The organism is Nocardia sp. NPDC004278 (assembly GCF_053602975.1).
On the sequence record NZ_JBSGEQ010000001.1, the window covers coordinates 404596 to 420439 of the forward strand.

The 15844-nt window shown below is 66.7% G+C and carries 17 protein-coding genes; 11 read left to right on the forward strand and 6 right to left on the reverse strand.

The genetic code is table 11. The features are described 5' to 3' along the window. Window positions 1-7: 7 nt before the first annotated feature. A complete protein-coding gene (locus ACWEO2_RS01805) occupies window positions 8-736 on the reverse strand; it encodes a DUF2306 domain-containing protein (RefSeq protein WP_452403573.1) in 729 nt (242 codons plus the stop codon). A 142-nt stretch (window positions 737-878) separates the two neighbouring features. Here ACWEO2_RS01805 and ACWEO2_RS01810 point away from each other — a divergent pair, with 142 nt between their 5' ends. Then, entirely contained in the window at window positions 879-1454 is a 576-nt protein-coding gene (locus ACWEO2_RS01810) for a TetR/AcrR family transcriptional regulator (protein ID WP_452403574.1), read from the forward strand. A gap of 39 nt (window positions 1455-1493) precedes the next feature. Here the strand turns inward: ACWEO2_RS01810 and ACWEO2_RS01815 are convergent, their stop codons facing one another. After that, entirely contained in the window at window positions 1494-2093 is a 600-nt protein-coding gene (locus tag ACWEO2_RS01815) for a TetR/AcrR family transcriptional regulator (protein WP_452403575.1), read from the reverse strand. Between the two features lie 92 nt (window positions 2094-2185). Here ACWEO2_RS01815 and ACWEO2_RS01820 point away from each other — a divergent pair, with 92 nt between their 5' ends. The 3 genes from ACWEO2_RS01820 to ACWEO2_RS01830 are packed head-to-tail and all read left to right on the forward strand — an operon-like array spanning window position 2186 to window position 4648. Further along, entirely contained in the window at window positions 2186-2623 is a 438-nt protein-coding gene (locus tag ACWEO2_RS01820; protein ID WP_452403576.1) for a nuclear transport factor 2 family protein, read from the forward strand. Next, the gene (locus ACWEO2_RS01825) at window positions 2616-3437 is read left to right on the forward strand and encodes an NmrA family NAD(P)-binding protein (RefSeq protein WP_452403577.1); all 822 of its coding nucleotides are present in this window, start codon (window positions 2616-2618) and stop codon (window positions 3435-3437) included. Before ACWEO2_RS01820 ends, ACWEO2_RS01825 begins: the two co-directional genes overlap by 8 nt. Continuing rightward, window positions 3437-4648: an alpha/beta hydrolase family protein gene (locus ACWEO2_RS01830; RefSeq protein ID WP_452403578.1), complete on the forward strand. Its 1212-nt coding sequence runs from the start codon at window positions 3437-3439 to the stop codon at window positions 4646-4648. Before ACWEO2_RS01825 ends, ACWEO2_RS01830 begins: the two co-directional genes overlap by 1 nt. Window positions 4649-4862: 214 nt before the next feature. On the opposite strand, the gene ACWEO2_RS01835 is transcribed toward ACWEO2_RS01830, so the two are convergent. Continuing rightward, on the reverse strand, window positions 4863-5654 hold the full coding sequence (locus tag ACWEO2_RS01835) for a GTP-binding protein (protein ID WP_452403579.1): 792 nt from the start codon (window positions 5652-5654) through the stop codon (window positions 4863-4865). A gap of 131 nt (window positions 5655-5785) precedes the next feature. On the opposite strand from ACWEO2_RS01835, the gene ACWEO2_RS01840 reads away from it, so the two are divergent. The 5 genes from ACWEO2_RS01840 (at window position 5786) to ACWEO2_RS01860 (ending at window position 10192) form a co-directional block, all read left to right on the forward strand. Beyond that, entirely contained in the window at window positions 5786-6232 is a 447-nt protein-coding gene (locus ACWEO2_RS01840) for a Zn-ribbon domain-containing OB-fold protein (protein WP_452403580.1), read from the forward strand. Continuing rightward, window positions 6225-7427: a lipid-transfer protein gene (locus tag ACWEO2_RS01845; protein WP_452403581.1), complete on the forward strand. Its 1203-nt coding sequence runs from the start codon at window positions 6225-6227 to the stop codon at window positions 7425-7427. The genes ACWEO2_RS01840 and ACWEO2_RS01845 overlap by 8 nt, the downstream gene beginning before the upstream one ends. 284 nt (window positions 7428-7711) lie before the next feature. After that, a complete protein-coding gene (locus ACWEO2_RS01850) occupies window positions 7712-8017 on the forward strand; it encodes a hypothetical protein (RefSeq protein ID WP_452403706.1) in 306 nt (101 codons plus the stop codon). Window positions 8018-8387: 370 nt separating this feature from the next. After that, on the forward strand, window positions 8388-9089 hold the full coding sequence (locus tag ACWEO2_RS01855) for a response regulator (RefSeq protein WP_452403582.1): 702 nt from the start codon (window positions 8388-8390) through the stop codon (window positions 9087-9089). 170 nt (window positions 9090-9259) lie between these two features. Further along, window positions 9260-10192, forward strand: a complete 933-nt coding sequence (locus ACWEO2_RS01860) for a HAMP domain-containing sensor histidine kinase (RefSeq protein ID WP_452403707.1) — start codon at window positions 9260-9262, stop codon at window positions 10190-10192. Window positions 10193-10591: 399 nt separating this feature from the next. Here the strand turns inward: ACWEO2_RS01860 and ACWEO2_RS01865 are convergent, their stop codons facing one another. Next, window positions 10592-11224, reverse strand: a complete 633-nt coding sequence (locus ACWEO2_RS01865) for a hypothetical protein (protein WP_452403583.1) — start codon at window positions 11222-11224, stop codon at window positions 10592-10594. A 697-nt stretch (window positions 11225-11921) separates the two neighbouring features. On the opposite strand from ACWEO2_RS01865, the gene ACWEO2_RS01870 reads away from it, so the two are divergent. Then, window positions 11922-13103, forward strand: coding sequence for a DUF4153 domain-containing protein (locus tag ACWEO2_RS01870; RefSeq protein WP_452403584.1), 1182 nt, complete (start codon window positions 11922-11924; stop codon window positions 13101-13103). A 241-nt stretch (window positions 13104-13344) separates the two neighbouring features. Then, on the forward strand, window positions 13345-13809 hold the full coding sequence (locus ACWEO2_RS01875; RefSeq protein ID WP_452403708.1) for a GNAT family N-acetyltransferase: 465 nt from the start codon (window positions 13345-13347) through the stop codon (window positions 13807-13809). A 47-nt stretch (window positions 13810-13856) separates the two neighbouring features. On the opposite strand, the gene ACWEO2_RS01880 is transcribed toward ACWEO2_RS01875, so the two are convergent. Then, complete coding sequence (locus tag ACWEO2_RS01880; protein ID WP_452403585.1) at window positions 13857-14336, reverse strand: SLOG cluster 4 domain-containing protein; 480 nt, start codon at window positions 14334-14336, stop codon at window positions 13857-13859. A gap of 61 nt (window positions 14337-14397) precedes the next feature. Next, window positions 14398-15831: an alpha/beta fold hydrolase gene (locus ACWEO2_RS01885; RefSeq protein WP_452403586.1), complete on the reverse strand. Its 1434-nt coding sequence runs from the start codon at window positions 15829-15831 to the stop codon at window positions 14398-14400. Window positions 15832-15844 lie beyond the last annotated feature (13 nt).

The following is a 15844-nucleotide window of genomic DNA, read 5'->3' on the forward strand; positions in this document are numbered from 1 at the left end:
TGGGTCCTCATGGCGCGGTCGGGGTGATGCGCAGCCCGGGTAGGCCGCGGCGGCGAATGATGAGTTCGGCGATGATGATGTTGGGCAGCCAGCACAGAAATGGCAGCGGTGCGTAGGCCTCGCGCAGGATCGTGGCGAACGGGTCGTCGCCGTGCACGAACGGAATCTGGGCGAGGATCAGCACGCCGAACCATGACCGCAGAGTCACCGCCGCGTAGGTGAGCGCGAAGCTGCGGATCATCCACGCCTGGTGGTCGGCGAAGTCGCGCTGCCGGACGGCGCGGTAGCCGCGCCACGCGGTCCAAGCCCATAACAGGGCCAGTGAGCCGAAGCCGAAGAAGCCGTTCAGTCCCACCGAACTGAACATCGACATCACCAGTGCCGCAGTCGAACCGACCGCGATGCTGATCAAGTAGGCTCGCCCGATGCCGCGGTGCATTTTGGGTCGTCGAGTGCGCAGCCGTGTGGCGAACTGCCATGGACCCAACGCCAGTGCGATTCCGGCAAAGACGATGTGCAGGTAGAAGGCCGCCTGGATCGGCCACGCCCGGAAGCCGTAGCTGGCTGCGAGCCCGACTTCTCGGTGTGCGAGGTCATCGAGGGTGCCCTGGGCGTACTGGCCGACGAAGTATCCGGCGATCGCCAGCGAGGACAAGGTGATCCAGGCCCAGCTCCAGCGTGCGCGCCGCTGGCGTGGGCGCTGTTGGTCGTGGACGGGGGGTGCGGTGGAAACCATTGACGCTCCTGATGTTTCGACGCCCCGAATGTAAGTAGTTCTAACATAGCAGAATGTTAGAGTTACTTACATAGAGTTTTCGGCCGCGCGGGCATCGCATTCGCCGGTGGTGTCGCGCGGCGGCAAGAGCGGACGGAGCAACGTGGCACGCACGACCTACCATCACGGCGCACTCCGGCAGGCGCTGATCGACGGTGCCAGGGAGATCCTCGCCGAGCAGGGGCACGAGCACTTCAGCCTCAACGAAGTCGCCCGCCGAGCAGGGGTGAGCACCGCGGCGCCCTATCGTCACTTCGCCGGTAAGGAAGAGCTACTGGCCGCAGTGGCGGAGCAAGGCTATGAAACGCTGCGGCAAGACCTCGAGCAGGTGGTCGCCGCGGTACCCGAGGTCGGCGCACGACTGCTGGGCCTGGGTGGGGCCTACGTACGTTTCGCGCGCGAACATCCCGACCTGTTCGCGACAATGTTCCGCAGCCGTCCGGGCTCGGACCCGCTGGGCCTGGAATCCTTTGAGATCCTCCTGAATACCGTAGCCGAGGCCCAGCAATCCGGCGTCATCTCCACTCGGCCCTCGCCCGAACTCATGGCCCGATCGATCTGGTCGACCCTGCATGGCCTCTCCGTCCTGAGCCACCGGCGACCATATGAACGGTTCGGCTTCGATGTGCCAGCGGAAGACCTTGCGGCCGAAACTCTTTCGGCATTGCTCGGGCTCTAGCGTCATCGGCCACGCGATAGGAGGTCGGCTGCTGCGGGATCAGGTGTCCGATGCCGCGCCGAGTGCGCGCAAGAGCAGGCCGGTGAGGGAATCGAGGTAGCCGGGTTCGAGGTGGCCGCGGCGGACGGACAGGCGCCAATAGATGGGCGCGGCGATGACGTCTAGTGCGAGTTCGAGGTCCAGGTCGGCGGGCAGTTCGCCGCGCGCGATGGCACGTTGGAGGATTTCCGCGCCGCGGGTGCGCCGCGGGATGCCGATCATGGTCTCGATGACCGCACCGAGTTCGGGGTTGCGCGCCATCTCGGCGGCCAGGTCGGGCAATATGCGGGAAAAGCGCGGGTGGTTGAGCCATTCCAGCAGCGCGTCGAGGGTTTCCCGGAGGTCGCCGCGCAGTGATCCGGTGTCGGGATCGATGGCTCGCGGCACGCTGAACTCGGAGACGACGGCGATCACCATGTCCTGTTTGGACGGCCAGCGGCGGTACAGCGCGCTCTTGCCGACACCGGCCCGCTTGGCGACGGCCTCCATGGACAGTCGGCCGTAGCCCTGTTCGGCAAGCTCGTCGAGGACGGCCTCCGTGATCGACTTGGTGGTCTCGGGCTGCAGCACGGCTGCACCGGTGGGCGTGCGACGTGTCATACGGGTGAGTGTAGCGGGTGGACGGAACGGTATCGTCCCGCGTACTCTCTTGACAGGACGGTACCGTCTCGTCCTAACGTTAGGAGCCTTCAATGACCCCCAGTGAACTCGTCGACCGCGCACTCGCACTGCTCCTCGCCAAGGACATGGCCGGCTTCGCCGGACTCTGGGCCGAGTCGGGCGTGCTGGAATTCCCGTTCGCGCCACCCGGCTATCCGACGCGACTGGAAGGGCGCGTTGCGATCGAGGAATATATGCGCGGCTACCCCGACATCGTGGACATGCGCGAGATCACCGAGAAGTCCGTCCACCGCAGCGTCGATCCAGAGGTCATCATCGTCGAGTTCGCGGCGGCGGGCCGCGTCGTCGCCACCGATGCGCCCTACCAGATGCGTTACATCGCCGTGATCACCGTGCGCGATAACGCAATACAGCACTATCGCGACTATTGGAGCCCGCATGCCGCAGCCGAGACGCTCGGTGGCGCAGACCATCTGGTGACCGCGTTCGCCGGCGGCACCGATGAATGAGATCCTGGTTATCGGTGCGACCGGGACAACCGGCTCTCGGATCAGCACCTTCCTGCGCGAGCGCGGCATCGGGGTGCGCGAGGCCACGCGGACCCCAGGACCGGATGTCGCGCAGGTGCGCTTCGACTGGGCCGATTCCGAAACGCACACACCAGCGCTCGAGGGAGTTTCGGCCGTCTACCTGATCGCCCCGATCGGCGTAGCCGACCCGGCGCCCCTGGTGCGACCGTTCCTCGACGAGGCTGTCCGGCACGGTGTGCGACGCGCTGTCGTACTCGGCTCCTCCGCCATTCAGGAAGCCGACCACGGCATGGGAGCACTGTATCGACTCGTGCGGACAATCATGCCCGAATGGGCGGTGCTACGGCCGTCGTGGTTCATGCAGAACTTCACGGGCGAGCTACCGCTGGCCCGGGATGTTCGCGCCGGGGAGATCGTCACGGCGACCGGAACGGGCCGGGTCGCGTTCATTGATGCCGATGACATCGCCGCCGTCGGCGGGCATGCGTTGATCGACCCGATCGCACACAACACCGAACACATCCTCACCGGGCCGCAGGCGCTCAGCTACGCCGAGGCCGCCGCGATTATCGCGGCTCGGACCGGGAAATCCGTTGCGCACCGGACTATTACTTCGGATGAACTGGCCGCACGCTTGGTCGCGCACGGCATCCCCGAGGGTTTCGCCGCCATGCTCGCCGCGCTCGACGACGACATCCGCGCGGGCACGCAGGATCACGTTACCGACACCGTGCTACGGGTCACCGGCCGCGCGCCGCGCAGTTTCGGTGAGTTTATCGACAAGGAGCTGTAATGCGGCAGTTGATGTTTCATGATGATGTCCAATTCTGGTTCGAGACAATGCGACTGTTCGGCCACGCGAGCTACGGCGGCTCGGATTTCGGCGAGGTGGTAGCCACAGCATCTCGGATCACGGCGGGCGACTACGACAGCTGGTACGACAACTGGCTGGCCACCGCCGAGCGGATCGCCACCGAAGCCGCTGCGGCACCGCCGATCAGCGCACGCGACGGGTTCCTGCGCGCCTCGACCTACTACCGTGCGGCCGAATTCTTCCTGCATGGCAACCCCGACGACCCGCGTATCGGCTACGCCGACGCACGTAGCGTCGAGTGCTTCCGCGCCGCCATCATGCGAATGCGGGATATCGAGCCGATCGAAATCCCTTACGAGGGAACAGTTCTGCACGGCTATCTATATCGAGCGCCGGGGCCGGGCCCGAAGCCGACCGTGGTGATGCACAACGGGTTCGACGGCAGCTGCGAGGAATTGCACTTCCTCGGTGCGCCGGCCGGGCAGGAACGCGGCTATCACGTACTCACCTTCGACGGCCCGGGACAGCCGAGCGCGATCCATCGTGAGAAGCTGACATTCCGGCCGGACTGGGAGCATGTGGTCGGCCCGGTGCTCGATTATCTGAGCAAGGTCCCTGGTGTCGATCCGACACGAATCGCGCTGCTCGGCGTCAGCCTCGGTGGCATGCTCGCGCCGCGCGCGGCCGCATTCGAGCCACGCTTGGCCGCGGTCGTCGCCGTCGACGGCGTCTACGACGCGAGCACGGCCCTGGCCCAATTCCTGCCGATCGCAGCCGATGAACTCCCGGACCGGGTGCGCGCCGAGCGCGACCCAGAGCTCGATGCGTTGATCGCCGCGGCGCGGGCGGCCCACCCGACCATGCGTTGGGCCTGCGACCACGGCAGGTACGTTATGGGCGTTCGCACCGATCGCGAATTCCTGGCCGCGTACCTCGACTACAACCTGAAAGATGGTGTCGCAGAACAGATCACATGTCCGGTGCTGGTATGTGAAGCGGCCGACGACATGTATTTCGCGGGCACCGGCGTGCGCGAAGCCGAACCGCGCAGGCTGCACAGTCGGCTGACCGCACCGAAGGCACTGCTGACCTTTACCGAGGAGGAGGGAGCGGACGCGCACTGCCACAGCGGCGCGCAAAGACTTGCCGTGGCAAGGATTTTCGACTGGCTCGACGAAACAATCTCGTAGGAACCACGCGCCGACCTGCTGCTTCGAGCGGCGTCGACACGGAGCCCGATCCGGCGGAGCTTGCGAAGGCGCGGTCGATAGCGGCCATACGTTCTTCGGCCGACGATCGGAGTGCGGCGAGCGGCACTTCCAGCGAAAGACCGAGGTCGGTGAGCCGCGACTGCACGCGCGGCGGCACCGTGCTCACTCTGACGGCCGGCGCGAGCAGCGTGCCTCAATAGTCGAGGGCGTGTTCCGGTTGGCAGACATCCATGGGGGAGGGCAGATAGCGGGCGATGGCGTCCAGGAGCGTGGCAATGGCATCGCTTGTGGGCGCTGCACCGCATAGGACGGGTACGACCTCACCGATGCGGGTCAGGTAGCGGATGCGGTGATGCACCTGGTCGAGCGGGATGTCGCACCGGGCGGGAGAGCAGTTCGGATCCGAGGGGGCTAGTTCCGTGAGCGTTTTCACGAGGGTGCCGTACCACCGCTCGGCGACTTCCCAATGGCTGCCGTACAGTTCGGCGGCCAGCGGTTCGAGTGCCCACAGCGGGAGCAGGTCGATGACGCCTTCGAACATGGGGTCGGCGCCGATGGGGATCTGCAGTATCAGTGGGACCGCGCCGCGGGTATCGGCGATCGTGCGGACGCAGCGGTCGAAATCGGCGGCGGGGTGGTCGAGTCCGTAGATCAGGCACAGGCGGGCGACCTGGTAGTCGTCGGCGACCCGGAACATCGTCTGGAGGCGCGGGGTGGGGTTGGCGGCGGCGTTCACGACCGCGATCACACCGTCGGCTACGCGGATGGACCGCTCCAGGTCCGCGATGGGCGCGTGGCTCGTCAGCTCGGCGATACGAATCGTGTGCTCGACGCGGCCCGTCGTCCAATCGACGGTGGCCCGGGTGCCGGAGCCGCGCTGGCCGGAGCGGCGGCGGAGCAGGTGGGCCAGTCGGGTCGTCTCGTCGGGGTCGCCGATGATGGTGACATTGCGGATTGTCTGTGGATCAATGGCTTTGGCGCCCATCGCGTTGTGGTACTCCAGATCGACTCGAGGGTGTCGGGACCTCCTCGATCCGGACTCACCGTACCTCCGCCCGCGGATTGCTGAAGCGGAATTCGGCCCCAAAGTAGAACGTGTTCCTATACCGTCGGGCTGTGCAGAAAGAACAACGGCCCGCCGTGGCAGACTGGTTCACTGCGGACGACGGCGTGGTGCGTCTGAAGGGAAGTCGCTGCAAGGATTGCGCCACACCGTATTTCCCGCGGAATACGCTGGCCTGTCGGAATCCACAGTGTTCCGGTCCGAAGGATGGCTCCGAGCTCGTCGAGCATCTGTTTTCCACACGTGGGCGGATCTGGTCGTATGCGGATGCCCGGTACAAACCTCCGGCGCCCTATGTCTCGCCCGATCCATTCGAGCCGTATGTCGTTGTGGCAGTGGAGCTCGAGGTCGAGCAGATGGTGATTCTCGGGCAGGTCGTGCGCGGCCTCACGGTGGACGACCTGGCCGTCGGCATGCCGGTCGAATTGACTCTCGGCACGTTGTACGCCGACGAGGAAGCCGAGCACACGGTGTGGATGTGGAGGCCGGTCAATGACTGACACGAATGATCGCGACATCGCCGTGCTCGGTGCGGGTATGCACCAGTGGGGCAAGTGGGGGCGCAATTTCGTCGAATACGGGCTGGTCGCCGCCCGTGCGGCGCTGGCCGATGCGGGGGTGAACCACCTCGACGTCGGCTATATCGCCGGCGCGGACACCATCCGCAATGGATACCCCGGTTTCGTCTCGGGCGCGACTTTCGCTCAGGCGCTGGGTTGGTCGGGTGCGCAGATCTCGAGCAGCTATGCCGCCTGCGCCTCCGGTGCGCAGGCCATCGCCAACGCACGCGCCCAGATCCTGGCGGGGTTGTGTGACGTGGCGCTGGTGGTGGGCGCGGATGCCGCCCCGAAGGGCTTCTTCCAGCCGGTCGGCGGTGAGCGCCGCGATGATCCGGACTGGTTGCGTTTCCACCTGCTCGGCGCTACCAATCCCATCTATTTCGCGCTGTATGCCCGCCGCCGGATGGCGCTGCACGGAGCCACGCTCGACGATTTCGCCGCGGTCAAGGTGAAGAACGCCAGGCACGGCCTGAACAACCCGTATGCCCGCTATCGCAAGGAGGTTTCGGTCGAGGAGGTCGCCGCCTCGGCGATCGTCTCGGACCCGCTGCGGCTGCTCGACATCTGCGCCACCAGCGACGGCGGAGCCGCACTGGTGTTGACGTCGATGGAGTACGCGCGTCGGCACGGCGTCGCCGACCCGGTCCGCATCCGGGCGCTGTCGACGGTCACGCCGACGTTCCCGAAAACCGTAATCGACCTGCCGGATTTTGCGACCGACTCCGCTGTGGCCGTCGAGGCCCCGCCCCGCGCGTTCCGTTCCGCCATCGCGCACGCCGCATACGAGGAGGCCGGGCTCGGTCCCGCCGACCTGTCCTTCGCGGAGGTCTACGACCTGTCCACCGCGCTGGAGCTGGACTGGTACGAGGACATCGGGCTCTGCGAGACGGGCGGCGCGGAGGAACTGCTGCGCAGCGGCGCAACAACATTGGGCGGACACGTGCCGGTGAACCCCAGCGGCGGCCTGGCCTGTTTCGGTGAGGCGATCCCCGCGCAGGCCATCGCCCAGATCTGCGAGCTCACGTGGCAGCTGCGCGGCCAGGCCGACGGCCGCCAGGTGGACAACGCCCGCGCGGGTATCGCGGTGAACCAGGGCCTCTTCGGCCACGGCTCGGCCGTCATCGCCACCCGCTGACATCGCGGGTCTTTGGGCACTCTCCGAAAACCCGGGCCAGGCCCGGGTTTTCGTGGTCCAGGTCAATCGAGGGTGTTCTGGTTGATGCGTCCGGGATAGTTCCGGCGGGCATGGTGGTCCGCGTTGCGGGCGTTTTCGCCACCGATGATGAGGTTCAATCCGAGTGGCGTGCTGGAACTCCAGCGCGGTAGAACTTCGTACAGTCACCAGAACAGTGGGGAGTTTGCAACGTGAGCGTGTCAGAAGTCGTCTACAACGTTGTGGTCGTCGCGCACCTGCTCGGTATGGCGGCGGTCGTCGGCGGATATGTCGCCGGTCAGCCCGCCGTTTCCGAATTGATGGTGTGGGGCGCGCGGGCGCAGATCGTCACCGGTTTGATCCTAGTGGGGATGGCCGATTCGATCGATTCGCTCGGCAAGGATCCGAATATGGCGAAGATCGGCACCAAACTGGTCGTCTCGGTGCTGGTCGCCGCGTTCGCCGAGATCGGTCGGGCGGATGCGAAGCGCGGGAAGGCGGTGCCGTGGATGACCCATGCTTCGGGTGGCTTGGCGATTCTCAACGTGTTCATCGCAGTGCTCTGGACGTGAGCGCCAGGTGACCGGCTCAGCTTCTGGTGCGGTCTGGTCCACCACGAGGACCCGAGCGGCGTGGTCGACGCGAGATGACTTGCCACCTTGGATCTCCACGCCAGGCACAGCGAGTACCGCTAGGCCCGAAGCCGATTCGACCGGAGCATCGGCGCGGGCACGTTCGCTCATCTCGTCGTGGGGTGGCGCGCTCGCTCCCGCGAGATCGATGACACCGTGGACGTGATGGATCGCGCCGATCCCGCGGCTGGCCCCCAGGTGACCACGACGTCGGCGGTTGTCAGGTGATCGACGGTGGTCCGGGCGTGCACACGGAATCTCCACAATTGGTGCGGCTTCTCTCCACAGCGGGTGGCTAGGGTTTCGGTTCATGGAACAGAACGTGGCGATCAGCGGGTCGGGGGCGCGACGGATTCTGGTGGTCGACGATGAGGTGACCATTGCGGAATCGGTGGCGGCGCGGTTGCGCGCGGAGGGGTTCACCGTCGATGTGGCCCATGACGGTCCCGGTGCCGTTGCCACGGCGGAGGCGATGGCACCCGATCTGGTCGTACTCGATGTCATGCTGCCCGGCTTCGACGGCCTCGAGGTGTGCCGCCGCATCCAGGCCGCGCGTCCGATACCGGTCCTCATGCTCACCGCGCGCACCGACGAAACCGACCAGCTCATCGGCCTCGGGGTCGGCGCCGATGACTACCTCACCAAGCCGTTCTCCCTGCGCGTGCTGGCCGCCCGCGTCCAAGCCCTGCTGCGCCGGATGGACCGGGCCGTCGAACGCGATGGCACCAGCATCATCGTCGGCGACCTGCGCATCGACGTCGATCAGCGCCGGGTCTGGCGCGCTGATATCGAAGCCCAGCTCACCCCGCTCGAATTCGACCTGCTGACCCGCCTCGCGCGCCGCCCCCGCGTGGTGCTGGCCCGCGAACGCCTGCTCGAAGAGGTCTGGGACTGGGCCGACGCGGCGGGAACCAGGGCGGTCGACAGTCACGTCAAGGCATTGCGCCGCAAGCTCGGCGCAGACCTGATCCGCACGGTGCACGGTGTCGGCTATGCGTTGGAGGCGCGATGAGTGCGGGATCGCGAAACGATTCGATGCGAGGCGGTGGGCGCGACGAGGCTCCGGTCTCCGGCAGCGCGGCGGTTCCGCGGTGGCTGCGGGGCTTATCGGACGCGGTGGCGGAGGTGCTGCCGCGCCCGCTGGATCCGGTGAAATCGATCAAGCTGAAATTCGCGATTCTGATGCTGGGGTCGGCCGGGGTGGCGTTCGGGTTCTTCCGGCTGCGGATCGGCTGGCTGCCGCCGAAGACGACGATCGCGGCGACGGTGATCGCGCTGGTCACCTCGCAGATCCTCGCGCACGGCACCACCAGGCCGCTGCGGGAGATGACGGCCGCGGCAAAACGGATGGCGCACGGCGACTACACCCGCCGGGTGCGCGCCAGTTCCCGCGACGAGGTCGGGCAGTTGGCGGTGGCCTTCAATCAGATGGCTGCCGATCTGGCCGCCGCGGACCAACAGCGCCGCGACCTGATCGCCAATGTTTCGCATGAACTGCGCACCCCGATCACCGCGCTGAATGCGTTGCTGGAGAACATGGTCGACGGTGTCTCCACCCCCGATGACAAAACCCTGCGTACTGCACTCGCGCAAACCGAACGGCTCGGCCTGCTCGTCTCCGAACTGCTCGACCTGTCCACCATCGAATCCGGTGCCCGGGCACTGGATCGCGAACAACTCAGCGTCACACCGCTTTTAGCCGAGGTCGTCGCCGAGGCCGAGGTGATGGCGGCGGTGCTCGGGCGCGGTGTGCGCTTCCGCACCGATGTGCAACCCAGCACCGCAAGCGTTTTCGCAGACCGTGCACGTTTGCATCAGGTGCTGCTCAACCTGCTCGATAACGCCGCCCGCCACGGCCCCGCCGGTGGCGAGGTCCGCATCGACGCCCGATCCGACCGGGGCAATCTCGTCATCGACGTCCAGGACCAAGGCCCCGGCATACCTATCGCCGAGCGCGCCACCATATTCGACCGCTTCACCCGCGGCGGCCGTACCGACGGCGGCGGCACCGGACTGGGCCTGGCCATCTCCCGCTGGATAGTCGACCTGCACGGCGGCACCATCGCCGTCGCCGACCCCGGCTCCCGTATCCGCGTGGTCCTCCCGGCTCGCTGACCCGAACCCCAACTCACTCACCCACACTCGCCGCGACCCGGACCACATCCGAGGCGCTCCCGCACACCCATAGGAGGGGACATCCGTGCCCGATCAACCCACCCCGAGCGATTCATCGCAACCGGAATCGACACCGGCGTTGCCGAATGAGCCCAGCGTCCAAGCCGAGTCGGCAATTGTGGCATCCGATGCTGCCGCGTCTGATGCTGCCGGACCCGATCGTGTCGGTCCCGATGCTTCGTCGCTCGGTGCTGTCGCATCCGATTGTGTCGGATCGGACGCTTCGGCGCTCGGTGCTGTCGCATCCGATTGTGTCGGACCCGATGCTTCCGCACCCGATGCTGCCGCATCCGGCACTGTTGATGCGCTGACCAACGCGGCTGAATCGGTGCCGTCGGCTCAGGTATTGCCAAATGAGCCCGTTGCCGAAGTGCATTCGGACGCGGAAGATCCCCCGCCACCGTCGAAGCCCGCCGCGGACTCGGCGACAACCGAAGCCGCATCGGTCGAGGACACGGAGCCGGGGCAACCTCGTCGGGTGACGCGCCGATACCGGTGGCGCAGCGGCGCAGCAGATTCGTCGACCCCGGTCGACCAGAGCACGCCGTCTTCGAAGTCGACGGCATCACCGATCGGGCACGATCTGCGGACCTCGGCTGAGCCCGAGGGCGATTCGGTGCCGGCCGCGCATGCATCCGTCGAGGGGTCGGCTGCGTCGTCTACCGAGCGGATGCCGGATACACCCGGTGCAAAGCCGGAGGCGGTGGCAGGAACGGAATCGGATGCGCCCGAGGTCGTGCCGCAAACTCCGGACTCGTCGTCGAGCGCGCCCGCGGGCACTTGGCCGAACGCGGTGGGTGCTTCCTCGAGCGCATCGGTTTCGACCGTGGCTGAGTCGGCCTGGTCGGTGAGTGCGTCGCCGAGTGTGCCGAATCCGTGGGAGGCCGCGTCGGCCTGGTCGGTGAGTGCGCCACCCAGTGCGTTGCATCTGTCCGAGAGTGCGTCGCGACCGCTGGTGCCGATGCCACCCATGCGGCCGTTTCCGCCTGGATCCCGATCTGATATACCAACCTCCTGGGTGGCACCGGTGTCGAGATCGCGGCGCGTCGCCTGCCCGCCGGGTGTACTACCGGCCGCGGGAATCGCCGGACTCGCGGGCGCAGCGCTGATTCCACTGGATCGCCCTGGAATCGGTTGGGTACTGGCCGGTTCGGTCGCCGCAGCCGCAGTATTCACGGTGGATCGCCGCGCACGCCGGGCTGCCGCAGCGCGCGATGCTGCGGGGGCGACCGGGGCGATACCGGATCCGTTGGCACCGGCGGAGCCATCATCTACCGCTTTCTCGGCGACTGTCAGCGGTCGGGTTCGGCCGGAAGGTGTCGATGCGGCGGCGGATTGGGCCGATGCGAGTGCTCGACGCTCGAGCGCTGCTGGTGATGGCGGTGAACTGCGGTCCGAAGGTATTGGTGCGGAGTCGGATCAGGGTGATGTAAGTCCTGCGCAGGTGGCTGGGGTCGGCGGTGGCATCCCGCGGACAGCGGATTTGTCCGACTCGGGCGAATTGTCGTTGCCCGCTGCTGATGGGGCGGAGCGAGACACCGGGCGGTCGGCCTCGGCGGTGACCGACAGTTGTCGGTCCGACGGTGTCGATGGCGGAGTGGATCGGGCTGATTCGAAGGCTGGAGTGCGATTTGGTGTGCTCCAGGGGAATTGGGGGCGGGTTTGGTGGGTGGCGTTGGCGTTGGCGTTATTGGGGATTGGGGCGGTTCGGGGTGCGGGGTGGTTGTTCGCGTTGTGTGTGGTGGGGGCGGGGGTGGCCGGGTCGTTGGCGGTTGTCGGGCGGCGGTCGGTGCATGGGGCCTGGTATGACGTGATCGCGGTGCCGATCGAGTCGATTTCGGGCATTCCCTGGGTGTATTCGGCGTTCGGCCGGATCGGTGACGGTACGGCACGGCGGTCGTGGCGGGCCGGGATGTCGGTGGCGGTGACGCTGGCGTTGTTGGCAGTTTTCGTGCCTCTGCTGGGTGGTGCCGATGCGACTTTTGCGAAGCTGCTCTCGGCGGTGACACCCCAGGTCGACGCGGAATCGGTGATGCGGTGGATTTTCACGTTCGTCGCAGTCGGATTCGGCAGCATCGGGGCGATGTATTTGCTGGCGGGCCCGCGTGCCGCGGCGACAGGGGAATCGAGGGGCGGCAGCCTGCGACGGTTGGAGTGGGCGTTGCCGGTCGGCGCGCTGACGGTGCTGTTCACGGTCTTCGTCATCGTCCAATTCGTGGCGTTGTTCGGTGGCGACGCCTATGTGCAGCGCACCGCGAACTTGACCTACGCCGAATACGCGCGCAGCGGATTCTGGCAGCTCTCGATTGTCACCGTGCTCACGCTGGCCGTCATCGCCGTCGTATTGCGTTGGGCCGCACGGGACTCCGCTGCGGATCGGGCCTGGCTGCGGATCCTGCTCTGCGCGATCAGCGTGCTGTCACTGATCATCGTCGCCTCCGCGCTCGGCCGCATGTGGACCTACCAGCAGGCCTACGGTTTCACCGTCATGCGTTTGCTGGTCGAGGTCTGCGAACTCTGGCTGGGCCTGGTCTACCTGCTGATGATCGCGGCCGCATTGCGACTGAACGGCAGCTGGGTGCCGCGCGCCGCCATCGGCGCGGCCATGGCGACCCTGTTCGTCCTGTCCATCCTCAATCCGGAAGGCATTGTCGCGGAGCGGAATATCGATCGCTGGCAGCACGGAAAGAACCTCGACACGGCCTATCTGAGCGGGCTTTCACCCGATATCTTCCCGGCCGTCGAGCGACTTCCCGAACCGCAGCGCAGTAAAGTGCTCGACGCGATCCGCCGTCGCCTCGAAGAAGATACGTGGCAGGGATGGAACCTGTCTCGCGCGAACGCCCGTTAGGTCGTGCTCATTGTGTATCCCAGCCGTGCGCGAGACCGTAATGTCGCGTCGCCGCGGGCGGATCACCTGGATTCGGCGCCCATCCCGCTCTGATCCTGCACGGTAGGTACCGCACATGGACTCCACGTCCATGTGCGTCTTGCGGCTTCGACATGTGAGCTGAGCCCGATGATCGTTGGTGTGGCGCGAGCACTCCGCGTGACAAACTTGTCCAGAGTGCTCCTGCGAAACTGATCGCGTGATGGTCACAATCGCACGCCAGCAGGACATCCCAGCCTTTCTTGCGCTGGCCGCCGAGGTTGAGCACTGGTTCGGACCGATGGTCGACGAGCCGAACTTTCACGGCGCCCTGGAAAACAACATCCGGCGCGGGACGGCACTCATCGCATCCTCTGGATCGAATGTTGTCGGCGGGTTGTTGTTCGGTACCCGTCGAGCCCCGACCTACCAAGTCCGCTGGCTCGTGGTCTCGGAACAGGCACGTGGCCGCGGTGTCGGCCGTGCACTGCTAACGGAGGCGCTGCGCAGATTCGTGCAACCTCCCGCCACCATCGAGGTCATCACCTTCGGGCTCGGTCATCCCGCCGCTCCCGCCGCCCGCGCGTTCTACGACACCCTCGGCTTTGTCCCGGCCGAAGTGGTCGCCCCGGGACCGGAAGGCGGTCCACGCCAAGCCTTTCGGCGAATGGTTCCACCGGGGCGGTAGCGGATCCATGGTTACCGAGTATGGCGAGACGTCGCGTCGCCTCGTGCCTAATTGAGCGCACGATGGACCGCGTCGGCGGGATCGGCGGCGAGTTGTGCTGCCGCTATGGGATTTCCGGCGGCATCGTGGAGCTGCCAGCCACCGAGAGAGACGACGGGGATGCCACCGCGGTGGCGCGCGAAGGCGAGTTCGGAGAGGGTGCCCCAGGAGCCGCCGATCACGATGACGGCGTCGGCGGAGTGGATGAGGATGGCATTGCGGGCCTCGCCCATATTTGTGTAGAGGACGGCGGATAGGCCGGGGCAGGCGGCGGAGCGGTCGGTGTCGGGGCGGATACCGATGACGAGACCGCCCGCGCGGGCGGCACCCGCGGCCACCGCGGCCATGACGCCGGTGCCGCCGCCGCAGAGCACGGTGGCACCGGCGGTCGCGAGCAGTCGCCCGACCTCCTCGGCCCATCCGGCCTCGGCGTCGGTGCAGTCACGTGGTCCGCATACCGCGACCTGCAGGGGTGTGTGACCAGCCATGGCCTCGACGATAGTTGCGAGTGATCTGGTTCGGCGGACACGCGCGCCGCGCATGAAGAAGTCAGTGCGCGCGCTCGGTGAGCAGCGTATCGAGTCGGGTGGCGAAGTCTTCGGCGGCGGAGTTGTATCCGACGTGGTCGCCCGCGAATTCCAGGATGTCGAGTCCGAGGCTTTCGCTGAGCACGGCGCTGGGCAGGGCGGGGAAGGTGTCCTTGGAGTCGTGACCGACGGCGAGGACCAGCTTGTCCGCCGCGGCGCGCAGCGCGTCGAGATCCGGTGTGTAGCGGATGTACTGGCGCATTTCGTGCTCCATCCAGAACATCATGTTCTGCTGGATGCGCTCGGCCATCGCCGCGACCTCGGGGCTGGGTTCCTCGGTCGGGTCGTTTTGCGGCCGCTGCAGTCCGACACCCACTGCGAAGCGGGTCAATGCGGCGAGGTACCCCTCGGACTCGCTGGTGCGATAGACCTCGTCGAAGAAGGCGAGCCACTTGTCGGCATCGGGGAGCACCGTGGCCAGCGGCGGTTCGTGTGCGATGAGGGTATGCACGAGTTCGGGATGGGCGGTGAGCAGTTCGAGTGCGACGATGGCGCCGGAACTGCTGCCGAGTACCGCGGCGGGCTGGTCGCCGAGGTGGGTGAGCAGGGCCGCGGCATCGGCGCCGTCGAGTTCGACGCGATGGTCGATCGCACCGTCCTCGGGACTGCGGGAGAAGCCGCGCCGATCGTAGGAGACCACGGTGTAGCGGTCGGCGAGTCGTTCGGCGATCTGGTCGAAGGTTCCGGCGTCGCCGTTGCCGCCGGGGATGAGCAGCAGCAGGGGACCGGTGCCGCGGATCTCGTAGTGGAGTGTGGCGCCGGGGACGGTGAGGGTGTGGTCGGTGGGGACGTCCATGGGAAAGGCTCCTGGTAGGAAGGATAGTTGCCGCAACGCTTCCCGGATGACGGGCAGTGCCGCGGTGGGCGGGTCGGTATCGACCCAGCGGTCGATACCGACCTGTAGTGCCGTCGCGATGGCGCCGGCCATGATCCGCGGGAACATATCGGAATGCGGGTCGCGGCCGGTGCGTTCGGCAATGGCCGTCGCGATGGCCTCTTGGATGACGGCTTGCGCCTTGAGATATTCGCCCTGCAGTGCGGGCTCGGTGGTGATCAGCCGAATGCCGCGGATCCAGGCCGGATCGGGCAGTTCGTCATCGCGGAATTCGGCGAGTACCGCGTGAATGACGGCGGGCCACAGCGATTCGGCCGCCGGACGATGGTGCAGTCCGTCCGCGATCCGCCGTGCCCGATCCACCGCCACCGAACAGACGGCCTCGTACTTACTGGCGAAGTAGTTGTTGAATGTGCGTGGCGAGACGCCCGCCGCCGCCGCGATGTCCTCGACCAGCACATTGTCGAGCCCGTGCGCGACCGCCAGCCGCAGCGCCGCGAACCCCAGCGCCTCTCGAGTCGCCAGCTTCTTGCGTTCGCGCAACCCGAGTACGAATGCCACACCATTCACGATA

Bases quoted from the DNA above. Each gene is read 5' to 3' on its own strand.
- ACWEO2_RS01875 (WP_452403708.1), top strand. From the start codon at position 13,345: ATGGTCACAATCGCACGCCAGCAGGACATCCCAGCCTTTCTTGCGCTG.
- ACWEO2_RS01865 (WP_452403583.1), bottom strand. From the start codon at position 11,224: ATGGGTGGCATCGGCACCAGCGGTCGCGACGCACTCTCGGACAGATGC.
- ACWEO2_RS01805 (WP_452403573.1), bottom strand. From the start codon at position 736: ATGGTTTCCACCGCACCCCCCGTCCACGACCAACAGCGCCCACGCCAG.
- ACWEO2_RS01825 (WP_452403577.1), top strand. From the start codon at position 2,616: ATGAATGAGATCCTGGTTATCGGTGCGACCGGGACAACCGGCTCTCGG.
- ACWEO2_RS01820 (WP_452403576.1), top strand. From the start codon at position 2,186: ATGACCCCCAGTGAACTCGTCGACCGCGCACTCGCACTGCTCCTCGCC.
- ACWEO2_RS01815 (WP_452403575.1), bottom strand. From the start codon at position 2,093: ATGACACGTCGCACGCCCACCGGTGCAGCCGTGCTGCAGCCCGAGACC.
- ACWEO2_RS01835 (WP_452403579.1), bottom strand. From the start codon at position 5,654: ATGGGCGCCAAAGCCATTGATCCACAGACAATCCGCAATGTCACCATC.
- ACWEO2_RS01830 (WP_452403578.1), top strand. From the start codon at position 3,437: ATGCGGCAGTTGATGTTTCATGATGATGTCCAATTCTGGTTCGAGACA.
- ACWEO2_RS01860 (WP_452403707.1), top strand. From the start codon at position 9,260: ATGCTGGGGTCGGCCGGGGTGGCGTTCGGGTTCTTCCGGCTGCGGATC.
- ACWEO2_RS01855 (WP_452403582.1), top strand. From the start codon at position 8,388: ATGGAACAGAACGTGGCGATCAGCGGGTCGGGGGCGCGACGGATTCTG.
- ACWEO2_RS01880 (WP_452403585.1), bottom strand. From the start codon at position 14,336: ATGGCTGGTCACACACCCCTGCAGGTCGCGGTATGCGGACCACGTGAC.
- ACWEO2_RS01845 (WP_452403581.1), top strand. From the start codon at position 6,225: ATGACTGACACGAATGATCGCGACATCGCCGTGCTCGGTGCGGGTATG.
- ACWEO2_RS01850 (WP_452403706.1), top strand. From the start codon at position 7,712: ATGGCGGCGGTCGTCGGCGGATATGTCGCCGGTCAGCCCGCCGTTTCC.